Origin of the sequence: Paenibacillus haidiansis (genome assembly GCF_036553665.1) — a bacterium.
GTDB classification, from domain to species: Bacteria; Bacillota; Bacilli; order Paenibacillales; family Paenibacillaceae; genus Fontibacillus; species Fontibacillus haidiansis.
On sequence record NZ_JAZHPZ010000001.1, the window covers coordinates 267688 to 286484 of the forward strand.

At 54.3% G+C, this 18797-nt stretch carries 23 protein-coding genes; 2 read left to right on the forward strand and 21 right to left on the reverse strand.

Annotated elements, in window-relative coordinates:
* Positions 1–40 precede the first annotated feature (40 nt).
* From accB to V3851_RS01400, 15 genes are all read right to left on the reverse strand, one after another.
* Positions 41–529: an acetyl-CoA carboxylase biotin carboxyl carrier protein gene (accB, locus tag V3851_RS01330; protein WP_331844689.1), complete on the reverse strand. Its 489-nt coding sequence runs from the start codon at positions 527–529 to the stop codon at positions 41–43.
* A 217-nt stretch (positions 530–746) separates the two neighbouring features.
* Complete coding sequence (locus V3851_RS01335) at positions 747–1568, reverse strand: SpoIIIAH-like family protein (RefSeq protein ID WP_331844690.1); 822 nt, start codon at positions 1566–1568, stop codon at positions 747–749.
* Between the two features lie 29 nt (positions 1569–1597).
* Positions 1598–2239 carry a stage III sporulation protein AG gene (gene spoIIIAG / locus V3851_RS01340; RefSeq protein ID WP_331844691.1) on the reverse strand — a complete coding sequence of 214 codons (642 nt, stop codon included), beginning with the start codon at positions 2237–2239 and terminating at the stop codon, positions 1598–1600.
* Positions 2240–2252: 13 nt separating this feature from the next.
* Positions 2253–3083 carry a stage III sporulation protein AF gene (gene spoIIIAF, locus V3851_RS01345; RefSeq protein WP_331844692.1) on the reverse strand — a complete coding sequence of 277 codons (831 nt, stop codon included), beginning with the start codon at positions 3081–3083 and terminating at the stop codon, positions 2253–2255.
* A 34-nt stretch (positions 3084–3117) separates the two neighbouring features.
* Positions 3118–4308, reverse strand: a complete 1191-nt coding sequence (gene spoIIIAE, locus V3851_RS01350; protein WP_414859255.1) for a stage III sporulation protein AE — start codon at positions 4306–4308, stop codon at positions 3118–3120.
* Positions 4309–4331: 23 nt separating this feature from the next.
* Positions 4332–4721, reverse strand: a complete 390-nt coding sequence (spoIIIAD, locus tag V3851_RS01355) for a stage III sporulation protein AD (RefSeq protein ID WP_331844694.1) — start codon at positions 4719–4721, stop codon at positions 4332–4334.
* 10 nt (positions 4722–4731) lie between these two features.
* A complete protein-coding gene (gene spoIIIAC, locus V3851_RS01360) occupies positions 4732–4935 on the reverse strand; it encodes a stage III sporulation protein AC (protein WP_009225775.1) in 204 nt (67 codons plus the stop codon).
* A 60-nt stretch (positions 4936–4995) separates the two neighbouring features.
* A complete protein-coding gene (gene spoIIIAB, locus V3851_RS01365) occupies positions 4996–5514 on the reverse strand; it encodes a stage III sporulation protein SpoIIIAB (protein ID WP_331844695.1) in 519 nt (172 codons plus the stop codon).
* Positions 5507–6499, reverse strand: coding sequence for a stage III sporulation protein AA (spoIIIAA, locus tag V3851_RS01370; RefSeq protein WP_331844696.1), 993 nt, complete (start codon positions 6497–6499; stop codon positions 5507–5509). The genes spoIIIAB and spoIIIAA overlap by 8 nt, the downstream gene beginning before the upstream one ends.
* A 104-nt stretch (positions 6500–6603) precedes the next feature.
* A complete protein-coding gene (locus tag V3851_RS01375; protein ID WP_331844697.1) occupies positions 6604–6870 on the reverse strand; it encodes a YqhV family protein in 267 nt (88 codons plus the stop codon).
* A 358-nt stretch (positions 6871–7228) separates the two neighbouring features.
* Positions 7229–8482, reverse strand: a complete 1254-nt coding sequence (locus tag V3851_RS01380; RefSeq protein WP_331844698.1) for an aspartate kinase — start codon at positions 8480–8482, stop codon at positions 7229–7231.
* Between the two features lie 260 nt (positions 8483–8742).
* Positions 8743–9300, reverse strand: coding sequence for an elongation factor P (efp, locus tag V3851_RS01385; RefSeq protein WP_331844699.1), 558 nt, complete (start codon positions 9298–9300; stop codon positions 8743–8745).
* Between the two features lie 31 nt (positions 9301–9331).
* Positions 9332–10405: a M24 family metallopeptidase gene (locus V3851_RS01390; protein WP_331844700.1), complete on the reverse strand. Its 1074-nt coding sequence runs from the start codon at positions 10403–10405 to the stop codon at positions 9332–9334.
* 39 nt (positions 10406–10444) lie between these two features.
* Positions 10445–10900, reverse strand: coding sequence for a type II 3-dehydroquinate dehydratase (gene aroQ / locus V3851_RS01395; RefSeq protein WP_331844701.1), 456 nt, complete (start codon positions 10898–10900; stop codon positions 10445–10447).
* 127 nt (positions 10901–11027) lie between these two features.
* Positions 11028–11522 carry a YqhR family membrane protein gene (locus tag V3851_RS01400; RefSeq protein WP_331844702.1) on the reverse strand — a complete coding sequence of 165 codons (495 nt, stop codon included), beginning with the start codon at positions 11520–11522 and terminating at the stop codon, positions 11028–11030.
* A gap of 158 nt (positions 11523–11680) precedes the next feature.
* Between V3851_RS01400 and V3851_RS01405 the strand changes: the two genes are divergently transcribed.
* Positions 11681–12679 (forward strand): DUF1385 domain-containing protein, encoded by a 999-nt coding sequence (locus V3851_RS01405; protein WP_331844703.1) that lies wholly within the window; start codon positions 11681–11683, stop codon positions 12677–12679.
* 6 nt (positions 12680–12685) lie between these two features.
* Positions 12686–13012 (forward strand): hypothetical protein, encoded by a 327-nt coding sequence (locus tag V3851_RS01410; RefSeq protein WP_331844704.1) that lies wholly within the window; start codon positions 12686–12688, stop codon positions 13010–13012.
* Here the strand turns inward: V3851_RS01410 and V3851_RS01415 are convergent.
* From V3851_RS01415 to V3851_RS01440, 6 genes are all read right to left on the reverse strand, one after another.
* Entirely contained in the window at positions 13009–13977 is a 969-nt protein-coding gene (locus V3851_RS01415) for a patatin-like phospholipase family protein (RefSeq protein WP_331844705.1), read from the reverse strand. The two genes, V3851_RS01410 and V3851_RS01415, sit on opposite strands and share 4 nt — an antisense overlap.
* Before the next feature lie 69 nt (positions 13978–14046).
* Positions 14047–15687, reverse strand: a complete 1641-nt coding sequence (locus V3851_RS01420; RefSeq protein WP_331844706.1) for a family 10 glycosylhydrolase — start codon at positions 15685–15687, stop codon at positions 14047–14049.
* A gap of 185 nt (positions 15688–15872) precedes the next feature.
* Complete coding sequence (mntR, locus tag V3851_RS01425; protein WP_331844707.1) at positions 15873–16298, reverse strand: transcriptional regulator MntR; 426 nt, start codon at positions 16296–16298, stop codon at positions 15873–15875.
* A 99-nt stretch (positions 16299–16397) separates the two neighbouring features.
* The gene (locus V3851_RS01430; RefSeq protein ID WP_331844708.1) at positions 16398–17111 is read right to left on the reverse strand and encodes a cytochrome c biogenesis CcdA family protein; all 714 of its coding nucleotides are present in this window, start codon (positions 17109–17111) and stop codon (positions 16398–16400) included.
* Between the two features lie 44 nt (positions 17112–17155).
* On the reverse strand, positions 17156–17959 hold the full coding sequence (locus tag V3851_RS01435; protein WP_331844709.1) for a metal ABC transporter permease: 804 nt from the start codon (positions 17957–17959) through the stop codon (positions 17156–17158).
* Positions 17960–17993: 34 nt separating this feature from the next.
* Positions 17994–18752: a metal ABC transporter ATP-binding protein gene (locus V3851_RS01440; protein WP_331844710.1), complete on the reverse strand. Its 759-nt coding sequence runs from the start codon at positions 18750–18752 to the stop codon at positions 17994–17996.
* Positions 18753–18797: the final 45 nt, after the last annotated feature.

An 18797-nucleotide genomic window follows, 5' to 3' on the forward strand; every position in this document is an offset into this window, starting at 1 on the left:
GCTTACCCGCGCCTTACGGGGAAGGCGAAGGGTAGGCGGATTACTCAGGCTTCACCAGAAAGAGAGGCTGTCCGTATTCAACGAGCTGTCCGTTTTCTACGAGAATATCGGTAATGACGCCTTTGACTTCGGCCTCCAGTTCGTTCATCAGCTTCATGGCCTCGATAATGCACACCGTCGTTTTCTCCCCGACCCGGTCGCCGATGTTCACAAACGGATTCGCATCCGGCGAGGCCGCACGATAGAATGTCCCGACCATCGGGGATGCGATCGTATGTAGGTTCGCCGCCGTTTCCGCAGGATTTGCAGCCGCGTTTCCGCCTGCGTTCTCCATAGGTACCGGAGCTTGAACGGCCGGATCCACCGCGGGAACGAGCCCGGTTACAGCACTAGGCTGGATTTGCACGACCTCGGTTTTGCCCGGCTTGCGGATAGAGAGGCGTGCGCCTTCGTTTTCGATCTCAAGTTCATGTACGGACGTCTTGTCCACCAATTCAATCAATTCTTTGATCTCATTCAATTTAAACATACTTTTTCACTCCTTCAGCTTTTTCAAACAAAGCCTTGGCCAGCTTAAATTAACGCCTCAAAAATGTAACACCAGACCGTAACTTTATGTATTATATCACAATCGATTAAAATGGAAAGAGTCCAAGGCTTCCTTGGACTCTTGTCGCTATCCCCCGTACGCTCGGCCGTTCGCCATAATTCGCGCCGGATTATTTCCCTGTTCCCGCACCGGTGAATTACTTCGTTACGTATTGAACGCTGACTTTATCCTGCGAGATTCCGAGCTCTTTAATGACCAGATCCATAATGTCAACCGCTTCGCTCGCGGCCAATTTTTCGGTTTCGACGAGCACTTTGTATTTCTCCTCGCTTTCGGTTACGACAGCATTCGCATATTTTTGCTGCAATTTTTCTTCGATATCAAATATTTTTTCTTCCTTCTCTTCAAGTGCGCTGAGTTCCTTCTGGGCTATTACCGCCTCATCTAGCGTCTTATCGCTGTCGTTGATGATTTGCATCAATTCGTCCGATTTTCTCATATTTTCTTCGGTGCGTTGGAATTGGTAAGCTGTCAGCGAGTCGGCTGCGGATACGCCTTGGGTTTCCAGTTGCTTCAAAACATCTTCGTCGTTGGCCGCCGCGCCGCTCTCCGCCGAAGAAGCGCCGGTTCCCGTTTTGTCTTGCGATGCATTTTCCGAACTGCCGTCAGCGTTGCCCTTGGCATCGGCTTCCGTTCCGGCATTGCCCGCCGTATCGGCGGCATCTTCAATGGCACTATCCTGTATGGCCGCATCCTCCCCTGCCGTCCCTTCATCCGTAATTACGGCATCTTCATCTCCGTCGCCCGTTACTTCCGACAAAATCACATCGTCCCCTGTGTTCAAGTCGCCGTCGGTTGCGGTTTGCTCCGTAGTCGCGTTATCCATCGTCGTCACCTGCTGGCCGTCGGCGGCTTGATTCTTGGCCGGGCTGTCTTCGGTAAAGAGATAATAAGCGGATAAGATCACCATCAAACTCAGCATCGATACCAGCCACACGGTTTGTCTTTTCGTTTTCATTATTCTTTTCCTCCTAGAAATAAATTGATTTATTGCGATTGCTTACGCGGTACGACGGATATTCGGTAAGCCGGAACATTCAGGCCTTTTTCGACGGCGTCCACGATGAGACCCTTGACGGTTTTGTTTTCGGCGCCCCTGGCAACAACCAGCACTCCCCGCACTTTCGGCTTGATCTTTTTCGTAATGATCGGCTGCTCATTCCCGGAAGCGTCGTAGGTCACAATCTCGCCGTCCCGCGAATATTGCGTGACGTTTCGCCTTCCTCCGTCGGCATCGGTTTCCTCCGTAATCTCTTGGGTATCCTTCATATTCCGCTGCACGATAACTTCTTCGGTGGAATCGATCGTTACAAGCACGTCAACCGCGCCGACACCGACGATTTTCTCCAAAATTTCTTTCGTTTTATTTTCCAGTGACGCTTCGATCCTCGCAAACTGGCCGTCCTCCCCCCCGCCTTCGTCATAAGATGAAGACGTCATCTCCTGCATCACCGGCGGCTCCCTTACCGCCCCCTCGGGCTCCACCTTTTTGACGTTGACGAAGGAGTTGAACAGCATGATCGCCAGTCCCACCAAACCGATAATCAGCAGCAGACGAAAGGTTTGAATCCGCTTCTTGCCGCCTTCTCCGCCGATCCATTGCTCCAGTTTCTTCAGCCAACCCGGCATCGGCCTCACCTCCTTATCCTGATCCCCCGGCTTCTTTCCCCGTCGTCACGACGACGGCTTCCTGCGCGATTCCCCACTCCCGGTACAGCAGGGCTTCGATTTGGTTTGTCAGCAGCGCTCTTTTCTGTTCCTCCACCAGCGCGTCCCCGCTCCCCCCCGTACCGCTATACTGTACGGATGCCGCCACCTCCTCAGCCGTTCCTCTCTCCTCTTGGGCGGGCTGGGTTTGCTCGTCTTCCGCCCCGGATTCTTCGTCCGGACTGCTGGAGAGATCGACTTTTATTTTTTCAACGGGTTCGATTTCGATTTTACCGTCCTCGCGTCCGTTTCCGGTTTCCTCCCGGGCCTGTTCGTCCTTCTTTATGATCACTTCCACGGATTTGATGGACGGCGCGGTCTCCTCTTTGGCGCTCTTGTCGCTTAAGCCGCTCTGTCCGGAAGATATCGCTCCGGTCATGGTCACCGTTACCCGTTCCACCGGCTGTCCGGTTTCCCGTTCGATTTGGTCCTTCATCTGCCTTGCCGCCTCCTCGCCCGTCCACTTCAAAGCCTCCGCTTCATGCTGCTTCCTCAATTCTTCGCCCTGCCTGAGAATGGCTTCGGTGCTGGCTTCCGTTCCACCATCCGCATCGCCCCAATCGTCGGTTAAAGCGGCCACTATTCTTTGCGGAGCGTCGGAGGAAAACAAGCGCATGACCGGAGATAACAGGGTGAGCAGAATCAGCAGGCTGACCACGAATCGCACGTATCGCTCCATTGCCCGGTTGGGAAGCAGCAAGTCAATAAATACCGCTATCAACACTATCGTGATGATCTGTTTCAGCCATTCACCCAGGAATGTCATTCCGCACTCACCGCCTTGCCCTTGCTGCTTAGGATCATTTCATCATCACCGTCACATTGCCGGCCATCAGCATGATCGTGATCGCCAGGAAGAACATCATGCCGACCGCGGCCAGCGCCGCGAATACGTACAGCATGCTTTTCCCGATCGTCTCGAGCGTAGTGACGATCGGCGAGGTCCCGAGCGGCTGCATGACCGCTGCCGATAAATTGAAGATCAGCGCCAGCGTCAAAATTTTGATAGCCGGAAAAGCGCACAGGAACAGGAGAATGATGACGCCGACCAGGCCGATCGAGTTCTTGACAAGCAGGGATGCCGAGATCACGGTATCCGTCGCATCGGCGAACACTTTGCCGACGACCGGAACGAAGTTGCCGGTCAGATATTTAGCCGCCCGCAGCGTCACTCCGTCGGCCACGGAACCGGATATGCCCTTGACGGAGATCACTCCGAGGAAGACGGTAAGCAGGACGCCGAGCATCGCCATTCCTACCGTCCGCAGCAGATTCCCGAGCTGCGTCAATTTATATTTGTCGGACAAGGTGCTGACGATATGGAGCACGGCCGAGAAGAACAGCAGCGGAAAGATGATCGTATGGACGGCCGTGCCTACGGCGTGGACCATGAACACGACAAGCGGATGCGTGACCGATACGGTGACTACATTGCCCATCGACGCCAGCAGGGTGAACAAGAGCGGAACCATCGCCATCATAAAATCGATCATGCGCGTGATCGCGTCGGTCGCATAAGTTACCGCTACATGAAAGCTGTTGATCGCCAGCACGAGGATGACCATGTAACAGATGGAGTAAGCCACCTTGCTGACCTGGTTCCGCTCGAACGCCGTCTGCAATGTCTCCAGGATCATGCTGAACACGGAGAGAAGCACGATCGTAACGAGGATATGTCCGTTGTACAGCACTTCTTGCCACATATACCGGAGCAGGCCGGTTAAGCCGGATTTCAAAGAAAACCCTTGGTCTTGAGATAAAAGCATATCCATAAAGGACGGCATATTCCCGTCCGGAAAAAAGCCCCCATAATCCTTCATCAGACTCTGCCAGTAAGATTCCACCTGATCCGTGGGAAGCTCCTTCGCCTGCCGTTCGATCCATTCGTCGGCAGGTCCTTCGGCCAGCGCCGTTAACGGCATCCAAAAGAGCAGGCATCCGAAGATGAGCAGAAGCATTGTTTCAGGCCGCCATGCGGATGCGGAATTCATTCTCATTCTTGTCCCACCTTCGCTTATGCCGGCAGCAGTTTAATGACCGTCTCGATGACGATGCTGATGATCGGAATAGCCAGTACCATGATTAACACTTTTCCCGCCAGCTCGATTTTGGAAGCGATGCTTTCCTGTCCGGCATCCCGGACGATTTGCGCGCCGAATTCGGCGATATAGGCGATGCCGATGATTTTGAGAATGGTTTTCAGATAGATCATCTGCACCCCTGAGGATTCGGCGAGCTGCTCCAGCACCTCGATAATTCCGCCGATCTTGCCGATCAGGAACAAAAAAATATATATACCGGTGCTTGCGGCGATCAAAAAAGCGAACAGCGGCTTTTGCTCTTTGATCACCAGAATCAGCACCGTCGCCAAGAGTCCGAGCCCTACGATCTGAATCATTTCCACGGCTTCTCACCTACTGGAACAGAAAGATCGATTTGATTTCCTGAAACAGGCTGTCCAGCAGCCGGATGACCATAAACAGCACAACGACGAAGCCGATCAGCGTCACCCAGTGGGCCATGTCTTCTTTCCCCATCTGCTTCAGCACCGTATGGATCATGGCGATGATGATTCCGATGCCCGCGATTTGAAAAATGGCGTTCACTTCTATGTTCATTGATTTGGCACCTCGCTATCATATTCACAGGCGGGTAACAGGAGTAGAGAGGGGTAAGTTCTAATAGAACAGTATGACGATGAACGCTCCGCACAGCAGCCCCAGACTCTTGAACATTTTTTCATAGCGGTTTTGCTCTTCTCGTGCGCAAGCCTCCTCGCTTTCCAGTTGATGGACCGCCGCCATAATGTGGCTGAGCTGGTCCTTTCGGTCGCTTGTCCCCAGATTGAAACTGAGCCCTTTGAGAACATCCTTCTCCGCCGCTTTCATGGCGGTGAATCTCCACCCTTCCTCGATGGCGGTTTGCAGGCTGTCCTGTGCGGTCCGGTTCCAGGGCGGGTTCATATTCTTCGCGGCTCCGTGGAATATCGATTTAATCGGTTCTCCGCTCTGCTCGCCGATCCGTACAAGCGCATCCGGCAGCGGGGTGAAGCCGTACATGATTTCCGTTTGCAGCCGCCGCAGCGCCAGAATCAGCTTGCGGATCTGGTTCGGCCGGTTCGCGTACTGCCTGGCCTGAAGCCAGCCGGCCATCGTCGCGGCCGCGATGACAAGCACGGCCCCCAGCATTTTAAGCATGCTCTTCCCTGCCTTTCCAGCCGGGGTCCTGGACCCTTCGCCGTTTACCGTCCCATAGCCGGAACGCCGCTCCCTGTTCGGTACGCTTCAGCACCGCGTACATCTGAAAGAAGGAGGAGGCGAACAGCTTGGACAGCGCGGGACGGGAAGAAAGCTCCTCGACGCTCGAGCCGTGCGCCGTTGCGATGACGCGGACGCCGGCGTGAAGCGCTTCGGCCAGCGCCTCCGCATCCTCCGCTCTGCCGATCTCATCAACGATGAGCACCTCCGGGGACATGGAGCGGATCATCATCATCATGCCTTCCGCTTTGGGGCATCCGTCCATGACATCGGTCCGCGGCCCTACATCAAAGCTGGGCACTCCCCGCCTGCTGCCCGCGATTTCGGACCGCTCGTCGATGATCGCGACCTTCAGGCCGGGCCATCTCGCTTCGGGATGCCCCCAGGTTCCGGCGCTGATCTGACGCGCCAAATCGCGAATGAGCGTCGTCTTGCCCTGCTGCGGCGGAGACAGGATCAGCGTATGGTATACGCTGTGATGCTTGAAGTCCAGCAGCTGCGGCAGCAGCGGATCGGCGATACCGCGGACTTCCCGCGCAATGCGGATATTGAATCCGCTGATATCGCGCAGATGCTCCACTTTGCCGCCGCTCAGCACGGTCCTTCCGGCTAGTCCGATCCGGTGGCCGCCTCCGATGGTGATGAAGCCCTTACGCAGCTCCTCTTCCATCGTATAGAGCGAGTGGTTGGTGATGAGATCAAGCAGCCGGTTCCCTTCCTGCTTCCCCGGGATGAACGCGGCCCCGCCGTCGCGGGTCAATCCGCCTTCCGGGGTCAGAAAATAATAGCGGCCTCCGGCATTCACTTCAAGCGGTCGCCCCTCCCGGATCCGAACCTCCTCCAGCCCGGTGAACAGCGTAGGCGGAAGCTTGACCAGCAAGGAGCGGATATTGTCGGGAAATACGGTTAGCCAGCTTTGGTCCATAAGCGTTCCCCCAAAACTTTCTCTCTTAAAATGTCATATGTCTTCCAACTTCACGGTATACCTCATGTTTATGCCTGTACTTCGTCTTTATGACGGTAAATCTATCATTTCTTTAAAATACCGATTAAGAGACACGTAACCCCGCATGCGATCCAAACCATCTTCCCCCAAGATAGCTTATCCGCCATCCCTGCAAGTCCGATGGAGGTGGTTAAAATCAGGATGCTGGGGCCTACCAAGGCCAACAAAGAATTGACCGCAAGCGCCTTGTCGACGCGTCCCAGCTTCAGCATCAGCAATGCGGCCAGTATCTCGATCGTCCCCGATATCAGCCGGAGCGATGCCATGCCGGTAACATATTTATCAAGCATAATGCCCTCCTTCTTGTCCAATGTGCTCTCTTATCGATATGCCGGAAAATCGTATTTTAGTAACGGTTGTTTTATCGCTTTTTAACGGTCACCCGCGTCTTTTACAGCTGTCTCAATCAAAAAGCAAAAGCGCAAGTTCCCTGGCCTATGGCCGAGAGACTTGCGCTATAGCAGGAGGCCTACCGCCTTTGCGGAACCCCTCAACAAGCGTGATCGGACGCTACTTTTTCGCTGCCTTCATAATAGGAGCCTCGAATCGAAAAAAAGCTGTCCCTAAGCAATGAAATGCTTAAGGACAGCTCTATGCCGATATCGATGTAACGAATGAACTTCCCGTCTGATTAATTGGGGACTACTATTAACGCCGGTCTTGCGGTCCGCCGACAAATACCTGGCTTTCGGTATCCAGTCCGTAAGCCGTATGAAGCGCCTTGACGACCTCGTTCAGCTTCCCGGCTTCGATCACGCAGGAAACCTTGATTTCCGAGGTGCTGACCATTTTAATGTTCACGCCTTCCTTGGAAATCACATCGAACATTTGCGCGGCAACGCCCGGGTGGCTGACCATCCCTGCGCCGACGATCGAAACCTTCACCAGATTGTCTTCGGAGGTGATTTCCTCATACGGCAATTCGCCGCGAATGCCTTCCAGCACCTGCAAGGCTCTTTCCCGATCCGATAAAGCCACGGTGAAGCTAAAGTCCGCCTTTCCGTCCGTGATGCCGCTTTGGACAATAATATCCACGTCGATTTTGGCCTCGGCCAGCGAGCCGAACACCTTGGCCAGCACGCCGGGAACGTGGGATACGCCGACAATGCTGATCCGGGCCACGTTTTTATCGTAAGCAATCCCGCTGACAACTACACCTTGTTCCATTTTGACTTCCTCCTTGACAACTGTACCTTCATTATGATTGAAACTGGAGCGGACGACGAGACGAACCTGATGATGTTTGGCATATTCCACGGCGCGGGGATGAAGCACGGCCGCCCCCAGGTTGGCCAGCTCCAGCATCTCGTCATACGAAATGGCCTCCAGCTTGCGCGCATTCTTGACGATTCTCGGGTCGGTGGAATAAATGCCGTCCACGTCCGTGTAAATTTCGCAATAATCGGCGGACGTAGCCGCAGCCAGCGCCACGGCCGTCGTATCGGAGCCGCCGCGTCCGAAGGTGGTGATCTCCCCGTCCTCCGTCATTCCCTGGAAGCCGGCCACGATCACGATATTGCCTTCCTCCAGCGCGCGGAGCACCCGCTTTGGATCGATATCCGTAATCCGCGCTTTGCCGTGAACCGGCTCCGTCCGGAACCCGGCCTGCCAGCCGGTAAACGACATGGCCTTGCGGCCGAGCTGGTGGATGGCGATGGACAACAGGGCGATCGAGATCTGCTCTCCGGTCGTCATCAGCATATCCATTTCGCGCAGCGGCGGATCATTGTTCAGCAGCTTCGCCTGATCGATCAGATCATCCGTGGTGTCCCCCATCGCGGAGACGACAACCATCACCCGGTGACCTTCATCCTGTTTTTCCACGACGCGGCGGGCGACCCGCTGCATGCGTTCCGTATCCCCTACGGAGCTTCCTCCGAATTTCATCACATATAAAGCCAACTGAGACCCTCCCTAATGTGTTCCATCCAATCTTCGCAAATTTGCCCAATGGAGTATTATTTGCATTTCTATCGCTAACGCTTTAAACCAGTATAATACGGAAGCCCGGAAGGAAGTCAATGCTTTTGGCGACATCGCCCCAAAAATACGTCGTTCACGCAAAAATATGTGCAAAAAATCCTCCATCCGATAAAGGATGGAGGAGCCTGCTAACGTTGATATCCCCGCCGGTTTCCAGGGAACGGGCATCCGGAAGCCGGTTACGCCCGGGAAATGTATTTGCCTTCGCGCGTATCGATCAGCAGCACATCGTCTTCATTGATGAAGAGCGGCACTTGCACGTTGAGTCCGGTTTCGACTTTGGCGTTTTTGGTAGCGCCGGTTGCCGTGTTGCCTTTGATCCCCGGCTCGGTCTCCACGACGCGCAGCTCGACGCTGTTCGGCAGGTTAATCCCGAGGATTTCGCCCTGGTAGCTGACGATTTTCACGTTCATGTTTTCTTTCAGGAAATTCAGCTCCCATTTCAGTTGATCTTCGGTCAAGCTGAATTGGTCGTAAGTTTCATTGTCCATAAATACATGCTCTTGTCCGCTGGCGTACAGATATTGCACATCGCGGTTTTCGATCATCGCCCGGCCGATCGTTTCGCCGGCGCGGAAAGTTTTCTCCACGGTATTGCCATTGCGGAGGTTTTTCAGTTTGGAGCGGACGAAGGCCGCGCCTTTACCCGGTTTTACGTGCTGGAAATCAAGCACCGTATAAATATCGCCGTCAACCTCGACGGTCAAGCCTGTTTTAAAATCGTTTACTGAAATCACAAAAGAACCTCCTCAAGTGGGTTAAACTATTTTATTTTAAAATGATAAATTCCTTCGTCGATTCGGTCAAGCGGCGAACCCCGGTCTCGGTCACCACGACGTCGTCTTCGATCCGCACCCCGCCGAATCCCGGAATATAAATGCCAGGCTCCACGGTGACGACCATGCCCGGCTGAAGCACCGTATCGCTCTGTTTGGACACTCTCGGCGCCTCGTGCACTTCCATGCCGAGTCCGTGACCCGTGCTGTGTCCGAACCGGTCTCCGTACCCGTAGCGGGATATGATGTCGCGGGCCAGGGCGTCGCCCTCGCGTCCGGTCATGCCCGGCTTCATAAATTCCAGCGTATGCATCTGCGCCTCAAGCACGATATCGTAAATTTCCCGGTGCTTTGCCGTAGGCTCGCCGATAAACACGGTGCGCGTGATATCCGAGCAGTAGCCGTTCAGCAGCGCGCCGAAATCCATCGTGACGAAATCGCCCTGCTGCAAAATCCGGCTGCTCGCAACGCCGTGCGGCATCGCCGACCGTTCTCCCGAAGCGATGATCGTCTCAAAGGACGGCCCGGAAGCGCCATTCTTGCGCATAAATGTTTCCAGCTCAAGCGCCATATCCCATTCCGATACGCCCGGTTTAAGAATATCCAGCATATGCAGGAATGTTCTGTCGGCGAGATCGGCCGCTTCCTTCATCAAAGCCAGCTCTCCCTCGTCCTTGAACATCCGCAGGCCTTCGACAAGCCCGCTGACCGGAACGAGCCGGCAAGGCTGAAGATCGCGCTCGTAGGCACGATAGGTGGAGAATACTACATTTTCCTCCTCGAAACCAAGCGAGGTGATGCCTTCCGCCGCAAGCAGCGACTTCAGGCTTTCCGTTACCGACGGTCCGTGCTCCACAATTTCAAAGCCCGCGGCCTGCTCGGCGGCTTGCGTCATATAACGGAAATCCGTCAGCAGGATCGCTTTATTCTGCGTAATCAATACATAACCCGAAGATCCGGTAAAACCCGTCAAATAGCGGCGGTTCACATCACCGGTAATCCAGACGGCTTCGAGCTGCTGAAGCTTCATCGCTTCGCGAAGCCCGGCAACGCGTGTGCTCCCCATAATTAACTCCCCTTATCATTAACTTTCGAACCGGTTCTCTTAGGCTTGGACGCCGCGGCGCCGCTCCAGTTCGCGCTTCAGCGCCAGCAGCCCCATCTCATATCCGTAAGATCCGAATCCCGCGATCTGCCCGACGGCAACCCCGGCGATCACCGAATGATGGCGGAATTCCTCGCGGGCATGAATGTTGGACAGATGAATCTCCACCGCCGGGATACTGACGGTAGTTAAGGCGTCCCGCAGCGCGTAGCTGTAGTGGGTCAGGGCACCCGGATTGATCAGGATGCCGTCGCAAACCCCGTATGCGGCATGAATCCGGTCGATCAACTCCCCTTCATGGTTGGATTGGAAGAACGCAAGTTCAATCCCTTCCAGCCCGGCGAGCTTGTTCAGCTTTGCTTCAATATCGCTCAAGCTTTCGGAGCCGTATATCCCGGGTTCGCGCACCCCGAGCATATTCAAATTCGGTCCGTTCAGCACAAGGATGCGAACCATTCCGCTCACCCTTCCTGTCTAAGGTCGTTCAAAACGGCTGAAAACCGAGCATTTTGAACAATCTCCGCAAAAATAACCAAAATTTATTTTAACATAGGAGAGAGGAGGTTGAGAAGCTTTTTTGTCCTTACTGCAGCGCTTTCTTCGGCTCCCGAATCCGCTCGTTCGTATACTCTTCCGCCGTCGTATATCCGATAAACAGCCCCCAGAGCAAATATAGACAAAATTCGGTGAAGGTTGTATCGAAGGGCAGCTTCGATGTGGGCGGCATCATTCTAAGCGGCGGGCCGACGGCGATGAAAATGATCACCCACCAAACGATACCGTAAACCAACCCGGGAAACGGACCCTTCAGCTTGCGGAAAGCGAGCGTATAAATTAAGGTGGCTATTATGGAAAATACGATAAAAAACAGCCATCCAACATAATATCCCCGCTGCGTTTGCAGAAACGCGTGCCGGAAAAACGGCTCCACCAAATACCCCGGCACAATCGACGTGAAGCCCAAATAATAACACAGCCCGTGGAGCCCTCCCCAGATTAGCCCGGCAAACAACCCGGTCTGTAGCGTAAAAATCCAAATGTTCGTTCTCTTTTGACGTCTATGTTGATGCTGATCCATGCCATTCGTTCCTTTCCTTGAATATCCCTCGCTGTTTTGGTTAGTATATGCAAATCCAAAAAGCCTAAACAAACTAGAATTTGCTCTTGAAGTTCGTTACAATAGAATTATTCAAGACAAAGAACTATCTTAATCACAACTCTAGGAAGGTGAAATATTTGCCTGAGCAATCAAAACCATCGATTTATGGCGGCCAAGCCGTAATGGAAGGCGTCATGTTCGGAGGAAAATACGTGAATGTCACCGCGGTACGCCGCAAAAACGGAGAGATTACCTTCTTGGAAGTCCCCAAAGAGGATAAGGACTGGGTTAAGAAGCTTCGTAAAATACCGTTGGTCCGCGGCCTGGTCAGCATCATCGACTCCAGCGCCAAAGGCTCCAAGCATTTGAATTATTCGGCCGAGGCCATGGCCGATGACGAGACCGACCCGGAAGAACGCGCCAAACAGAAGGAGAAAGAAGAATCCGGCCTGTCCCTGTCCATGATTTTGGGCGTGGCCGTCGTCGGCGTCTTGTCCTTTATCGTCGGCAAGCTCATCTTCACGCTTGTCCCGGCCCTGCTGGAGCAGTTCCTGTTTCAGCATGCATTTGCCAACCAGACGCTGCATACGCTGATTGAAGGAGTGATCAAAATCGCGCTCCTGCTCTGCTATCTGTGGCTTATGACCCAAACGCCGATTATCAAACGGCTGTTCCAATACCACGGCGCGGAGCACAAAGTCATCAGCGCCTATGAAGCCGGCGAGGAATTGACCCCGGCGAACGTACAGAAATACAGCCGCCTGCATTACCGCTGCGGCAGCAGCTTCATTATTTTGACGGTTATCGTCGGCGTCATTATCTATTCCTTGCCCATCTTCAGTTGGGACAGCGTTTGGGAACGGATGTATATCCGGGTGCTGCTGCTCCCCGTGGTCATCGGCGTTTCCTTCGAATTGCTCCGCTTTACGAATGCGGTTCGGGACATTCCGGTGCTGCGTTATCTCGGATATCCGGGGCTGTGGCTGCAACTGCTCACCACGAAGGAGCCAAACGACGATCAGGTGGAAGTATCCATCGCCTCCTTTAACCGGATGCGCGAGCTGGACGCTGAAATGGAGCGCTCCATGGTGGCCGATGAGTCGGTCAGCGCTTCTCTTGATCCCGTGAAAGGATGATCTCATATGAGGAAACAGGGCGTCCTGTTTTGGATTGTCATCGCCTTTGCTCTATTGGGCATTATTAACGGACTGTTTGGCAGAGGACCTTTGGAGCTGGCGACGATCATTATCCCGCTCATCATCGTGGGCGTCGTGTTCCTGCTCTACAAATTTCCACCACGGAAATATCGACGCCAAAAGGCCCCGAAGATCAAACCGTCGGCGCGCACCATGGCCAAAGTCGCCGCCGAACGCCGGACCGCTTCCGGAGCCAAACGCAAATCATATCCGTTTCGTGTCATTGAGGGACAAAAGGGCAAAAATGAGGACGATTTACCCAAATATCATTAATGCAACTGCGCCTGCTGATACTTTATGAACTGCTCTTCGTAGTACTGGGCATTCCAGTCCCCGAAGAAGCGGTCGCCGGATCTTAGTCCGGATTCATAAAGCAGCAGGCTTTCTTCTTTTCCGAGGTCGAATTGCGTGGTCGAGACGCCGAGCGTCGGTATTTTGATCGTCCGGTAGCGGTTGGATTGTTCGATATAGCGTTCATCGTGGGCGGACAACATCGTCTCCACCAGCGCCTGCAGCATGGAAAAGGGTCCGCGGATTTCATGCGGTTTGTTGCCGTTCTTGCCGACCATTTGAAATCCGACCGTCGGGATCCTCTTCCCGTCAGGCGTGATTTGTTTGCGGTCAAACAGCCATAAGGGGAAATTGCTCAGCAGCCCGCCGTCGACGATATGAAGAAATTGGTCGGGGAATTTCTTTCCCTTGGCGTGTTTGGCCGGAAGCCGAAGCAAGACGGGGTCGAAGAAATACGGGATGCTGCAGCTCATCCGCACGGCTTTGGCCACCTCAAACGTATCGGAACGGAGGCCCAGCTTCGGCAGGTCGTCCGGCAGCACCAGTATTCTTCCTCCGGTAATGTCCGAAGCGATGATCCGCAATCCCCCTTCTTTCAGATCGCCGAACGTCCGCACTCCCTTCTCCAGCAAAACCTGACGAATCCAGGCCTCCAGCGCTTCGCCGGAGTATAGTCCTTTCTTGAGCATCACCCGCAGCGCGGGGCCGATGAACGCCATGTTAAAGATGGCGGCTCTTTTCAGGAAACTTGCAAAAGAGGTCTCCAAAATAATCTCTTTCATTTCCTCGGCATGATATCCGGCCGCGATCATCGACGCGACAATCGAGCCCGATGAAGTGCCGGCTACCTGATGAAAGCGGGCGCCATGCCGTTCCGCCGCCTTCACCGCGCCCGCCAGCGATATTCCCTTGACCCCGCCCCCCTCGAACACCCCGTTGATGAGCATAAAAAACCCCCATCCCATACACAAGTCTATTGCTTATGTATGATGACAGGGGTCGTCTCTATGCTAAATTCAATAATTGCCGTAATAGGTTTGAAGAAGCGGAATCAGTCCGAGCGGGTTTCTTCTTAAATCTTTGGCGCTGAAAAAGATGCTGCCCGAAATTTCCGGAATGCCGCGATTGTATTCCAGCTGATTGATGATTTCCCGGGCGCTGTCCCAGCCGACCTCGGGCGTACCGATTTTATAGGGCGCATGTCCGATATACAGCTTCACGCCCGTCCCTTTGACCTCACCGGCCCACCAGTCGGCCAAGATATCGTAACGGACCTCCGGCCGTGTCAGACTCCAATAGATTTGCGGCGCGACATAATCGATCCAGCCGTTCTTAATCCAGGAGCGGACATCGGCGTAAGTACTGTCGTAAGCCGTTACGCTCGCTCTCGTAGCCGAGCCTGTCACATCGCTGGCTTGGTTGCGCCATACGCCGTAGGGGCTGATGCCGTAGGAAACCGCCGGCTTAAGCTGGTGGATGCGGGTACCGAGCTCGCGTACAAACTCGTTGATGTTGTCCCGCCGCCAGTCGCCCTTGTTCGCCACGAAATTGGCGTTGTACGTTTGATACGTGCCGTCATCGTCGAACTTGGCGGAAGCCGTCTCGCCGGTCGGATAGAAATAGTCGTCGAGATGGACGCCGTCGATATCGTAGCCTTGAACCACTTCCATAATCGCCTCGATCACATGCTCGCGCGCCGCGGGAATCCCCGGATTGATGTACAATTTGCCGCCGAATTTCACGATCCACTCCGGATGCAGGTTCGCCACATGGCCGGCGGGAAGCTTGCCGGCATCGCTGCCCGTGCTGGCCCGGAACGGGTTGAACCAGGCGTGGAACTCCATGCCCCGGCGGTGAGTCTCTTCGATCAGGAATTGCAGCGGATCGTAGCCCGGATCTTTCCCTGCCGTGCCTGTCAAATAAGAGCTCCACGGTACAAGCGAAGAAGGGTAAATCGCGTCGGCCGAAGGGCGAACCTGAACAAAGACCGCATTTATGCCCATATCCTGAAGCTCATCCAGCAGTTTGACATATTCTTGTTTCTGGGCGTCCGCATTCCCGTAAGAGGCTTTGCTCGGCCAATCCAGATTGGATACGGTCGAGACCCAGGCGCCGCGCAACCCGTCACTGTTTGCGCTCTGCCCCGGCTGAGCCGGGCTGGTTGGCTCCACAGGCGGTTCCGTAATCACCGGCCATCCGCTTGCCCCTTCCGCCGAGGTCAGCGAGATAGTCTTCGATGTTTGATCCCAGTCGACAACCAGGCCGAGCTGCTCGCCGACAAAACGGAGCGGCACCATCGTCCGGCCGTTTTTATTTTCCACGGATACGTCGAGCGCCACCGCCGTGCCGTTCACCTGCGCCGTTTCCTTCCCGATCCCAAGCGTAAGCACATTGCCGTCCTTCCGGATCACTGCGCTGCGGGATGCCGCGGACCATTCCACCTGAGCCCCCAGCCCTTCGCTGATCACTCTCATCGGTACCATCGTTACATTTTCCTTGGACTTAATATAAGGGGCGGAATCGCTCTTCAGCAGTACGCCGTCCAGAAAAATTTGAATGCCGCTCTCCGCGGCGGCCTGCGTTTTCCCCGATGCGGCAAACGGCCAGACCAGCATCAGGATCAACAGAGGGATCATCCAGGTTCGTAAATGTTTCATCAGCAACCTCCATTTTAAAATAATAGAACATTATGACTCTATTACTTGTAAACGCCACCCACCCTGCAAGAGTTGCGGAGAAACGGACAATTTTCCGAAAAATGTCCATTAAAAAAACATCTGTCTCACCCGACAGATGCTTCTAAGTTGGCGTTCGCGTTATGGAGTTTGGTATGCTGACGGCTTCACGATTCTCCCAACAGTTCCTGCTGAATTTTGCGCAGATCCTCGGTCCGGGACTCGTCCCGTTTGAAATATTCGACCAGGCCGGCGATGCAGGTGATGGAATCCCAGCTCAAATGATGCTCGATCCCTTCCACATCCTTGTAGATGTTCTCCCGGGCGACGCCGATCATCTCCAAAAATTCCTCAAGCAGCTCATGGCGGTCGACGAGCCGTTTTCCGATCTTCTTTCCTTTGTTGGTCAGAACCAGTCCCCGGTATTTTTCGTAAATTAAATATTCGTCTTTATCCAGCTTTTGAATCATCTTCGTGACGGATGAAGGATGTACTTCCAACCCTTCCGCGATATCGGAGACCCGGGCGTATCCCTTCTCGTCGATCAATTTGTAAATACGCTCCAAATAATCTTCCATACTGGGCGTTGGCATCTTGGTATAACCTCTTTTCCATGAGTTCAAGCGGCACACTCGCAAGGAAACCCGCTACCTTATAATGATACATGGTATACTCGTCCATTTGCAAGTCTATCAAAATTTCAGCCACTCCGGCGTCAACTGCTGCAGCCAGATCGTAATTTGCGCCATCCGGTTGGTAAACAGCAATATCCCCATCAGCAGCATAATCCCTCCGCCGATTTTCATCATGGCGCCCGAATAACGAAGGATCCATTTGGTGGAGCCGATAAAAAAGGCCAGCGCGAAAAACGGCAGCGCGAAGCCGATCGTATATGCCGTGATCAGCGGGAGCCACGCCCCCGGCTGACTGACCGCCAGCGCGATGATCGCGGCCAGAATCGGGCCGACGCAAGGAGACCAGCCCGCCGAAAAGCCGATGCCGAAAATGAAGGAGCCCACATACCCGGTCGGCTTGAATTTGAGATTGATTTTCCGTTCGCGGAGCAAAAATTTCGGCTGAAAAACACCCATCAGGAACAGGCCCATCAGGATGATCAGCAGCGCGGAAAGCTGGCGGATGAGTCCGCGGTGTTGATTGAAAAACTCGCCGAAAAGACCGGCCCCGAACCCCAGCGTATAAAAAACGGCGGAAAAGCCGAGAATGAACGCCAGCGTATGGGTCATCGTCCGGAAACGGACCTCCCGCTTGTTCTGCTCGGTCTTCAGCGTATGTACCGACATGCCGGTAATATATGATAGGTAGGACGGATATAAAGGCAGGCAGCACGGCGAAATGAAGGAGGCGACCCCCGCGCCGAAAGCGACCCAAATATTGATGTCAGCCATGAGCAACCTCCCGAACCGGGTTTCTACTATTTAATAATAGGCAGTTAGGCGGAAAAGCCTTTTTTGCCGAGCAGCGTCAAAATGAGCATGGCGATCAGCAGCAGCACGATGGTTGCGCCGGGGGCCAGATTCCAGATTCCGGCCGTCACCAGACCGGCGACCACGGCAATTTCCGCGATCACGACGGAGAAAATGACCGATGTCTTAAAGCTTCTGGCAATAATCAGGCTGCAGGCCGCCGGAATCGTCAGCAAAGCGGAAACCAGCAAGGAACCGACGATCTTGATCGCGGTACTGATGACCAGCGCCGTCATGACCGTAATGAGCAAATTCAGCAGTTTTACGGGGAGTCCGCTTACCGATGCGGCGTCTTCCTCGAAGCTGAGCAGGAACATCTCCTTGAAAAAGATCGAGATGACCGCCACGACGACAACCGTAACGGCTCCAACCACGTACAGATCCGTCTTGTCGAGCGTATAGATGCTGCCGAACAAATAACTGACCACATCGCTATTGTAACCCATCCCCAGCGTAAAGAACAGGGAAGCGAGAGCTACGCCCCCGGCCATAATGACGGCGATCGACAGCTCGGCGTAGCTCTTGTAAGCTTTCCGCAGCTTCTCGATCGCAAACGAGGCAACGACCGCAAATATAAGTCCGACCCCGATCGGGTATGCGTTGATCAAAAAACCGAGCGCCACACCGGCGATCGTCACATGGGCCAGCGTGTCTCCGATCATGGACAGCCGACGCAGTACGAGAAAGATGCCGATGAGCGGAGCGGTGAGCCCGATAAGCAGCCCGCCCGTCAGCGCTCTTTGAAAAAAATCAGCACTTAAAATTTCCAAATGTCACATCTCCTAAAGAGTTTATCAATATCTGCTATAATAGCGAATGCTGCAGGCCGGGTATGGCGCAATCCTGTTCGTGCGAATGGCGGGCATAGAACTTGATCCCTCCCGCGCGTTCGCGCGGTTCTTTGCCGAGATACCCTTCGATCATCTCGATATCATGGGAAACCATCAAAAAGGTCATGTGATGATGGGCATGCATATGGAAAATGAGCTCGAAGAAGTCGGCCTGGGTCTGGGCATCGATGCCGACCGTCGGTTCGTCCAGAATGAGCAAATCCGGCTGGTTGATTAGCGCCCGGGCGAGGAACACACGCTGCTGCTGGCCGCCGGACAGCTCGCCGATCCGCTTGCCGGCGATATCGCCGATCGACATGACCTCCAAGGCGTCGTCGCATTTTTGCTGATCGTGCTTGCCGATGCGCTTAAACAGCTTCTTGTTGCTGTACAGTCCCGACATGACCACTTCCCGTACCGTTGCGGGAAACAGGGGGTTGAACGAATTTTTCTGCGGCACATAGCCGATCCGCTCCCAATCGCGGAACCGCCGGACCGGCTGTCCGAACAGCCGGATTTCCCCCGCGGAGGGCCGGAGCAATCCGACCATCATCCGCAGGAGCGTCGTTTTGCCGGCACCGTTGGAGCCGATCACGCCGACGAAGTCCCGCTCTTTGATCACCAGGCTCAGGTCCGTAATGACCTGCTGATCCTTATATGCGAACGACACGCGGTCGAGCTCGATGATATTGTCATGGCAGTATGCCGCCGAAGCGGCGATATCCGATTTCATTAGTCTTCGTCCTTCCGGTTCTTTAAGAGATTATTCAAAAAATCC

Excerpts from the sequence above, each read along its gene's own strand:
- spoIIIAC (WP_009225775.1), bottom strand. The coding sequence starts at position 4,935 with ATGAACATAGAAGTGAACGCCATTTTTCAAATCGCGGGCATCGGAATC.
- spoIIIAG (WP_331844691.1), bottom strand. The coding sequence starts at position 2,239 with ATGCCGGGTTGGCTGAAGAAACTGGAGCAATGGATCGGCGGAGAAGGC.
- spoIIIAB (WP_331844695.1), bottom strand. The coding sequence starts at position 5,514 with ATGCTTAAAATGCTGGGGGCCGTGCTTGTCATCGCGGCCGCGACGATG.
- accB (WP_331844689.1), bottom strand. The coding sequence starts at position 529 with ATGTTTAAATTGAATGAGATCAAAGAATTGATTGAATTGGTGGACAAG.
- V3851_RS01440 (WP_331844710.1), bottom strand. The coding sequence starts at position 18,752 with ATGAAATCGGATATCGCCGCTTCGGCGGCATACTGCCATGACAATATC.
- V3851_RS01420 (WP_331844706.1), bottom strand. The coding sequence starts at position 15,687 with ATGAAACATTTACGAACCTGGATGATCCCTCTGTTGATCCTGATGCTG.
- aroQ (WP_331844701.1), bottom strand. The coding sequence starts at position 10,900 with ATGGTTCGCATCCTTGTGCTGAACGGACCGAATTTGAATATGCTCGGG.
- spoIIIAA (WP_331844696.1), bottom strand. The coding sequence starts at position 6,499 with ATGGACCAAAGCTGGCTAACCGTATTTCCCGACAATATCCGCTCCTTG.
- V3851_RS01375 (WP_331844697.1), bottom strand. The coding sequence starts at position 6,870 with ATGCTTGATAAATATGTTACCGGCATGGCATCGCTCCGGCTGATATCG.
- V3851_RS01390 (WP_331844700.1), bottom strand. The coding sequence starts at position 10,405 with ATGGGGAGCACACGCGTTGCCGGGCTTCGCGAAGCGATGAAGCTTCAG.
- spoIIIAF (WP_331844692.1), bottom strand. The coding sequence starts at position 3,083 with ATGACATTCCTGGGTGAATGGCTGAAACAGATCATCACGATAGTGTTG.
- spoIIIAE (WP_414859255.1), bottom strand. The coding sequence starts at position 4,308 with ATGAATTCCGCATCCGCATGGCGGCCTGAAACAATGCTTCTGCTCATC.
- mntR (WP_331844707.1), bottom strand. The coding sequence starts at position 16,298 with ATGCCAACGCCCAGTATGGAAGATTATTTGGAGCGTATTTACAAATTG.
- V3851_RS01430 (WP_331844708.1), bottom strand. The coding sequence starts at position 17,111 with ATGGCTGACATCAATATTTGGGTCGCTTTCGGCGCGGGGGTCGCCTCC.
- V3851_RS01335 (WP_331844690.1), bottom strand. The coding sequence starts at position 1,568 with ATGAAAACGAAAAGACAAACCGTGTGGCTGGTATCGATGCTGAGTTTG.
- V3851_RS01415 (WP_331844705.1), bottom strand. The coding sequence starts at position 13,977 with ATGCTCATCAACGGGGTGTTCGAGGGGGGCGGGGTCAAGGGAATATCG.
- V3851_RS01410 (WP_331844704.1), top strand. The coding sequence starts at position 12,686 with ATGAGGAAACAGGGCGTCCTGTTTTGGATTGTCATCGCCTTTGCTCTA.
- V3851_RS01400 (WP_331844702.1), bottom strand. The coding sequence starts at position 11,522 with ATGGATCAGCATCAACATAGACGTCAAAAGAGAACGAACATTTGGATT.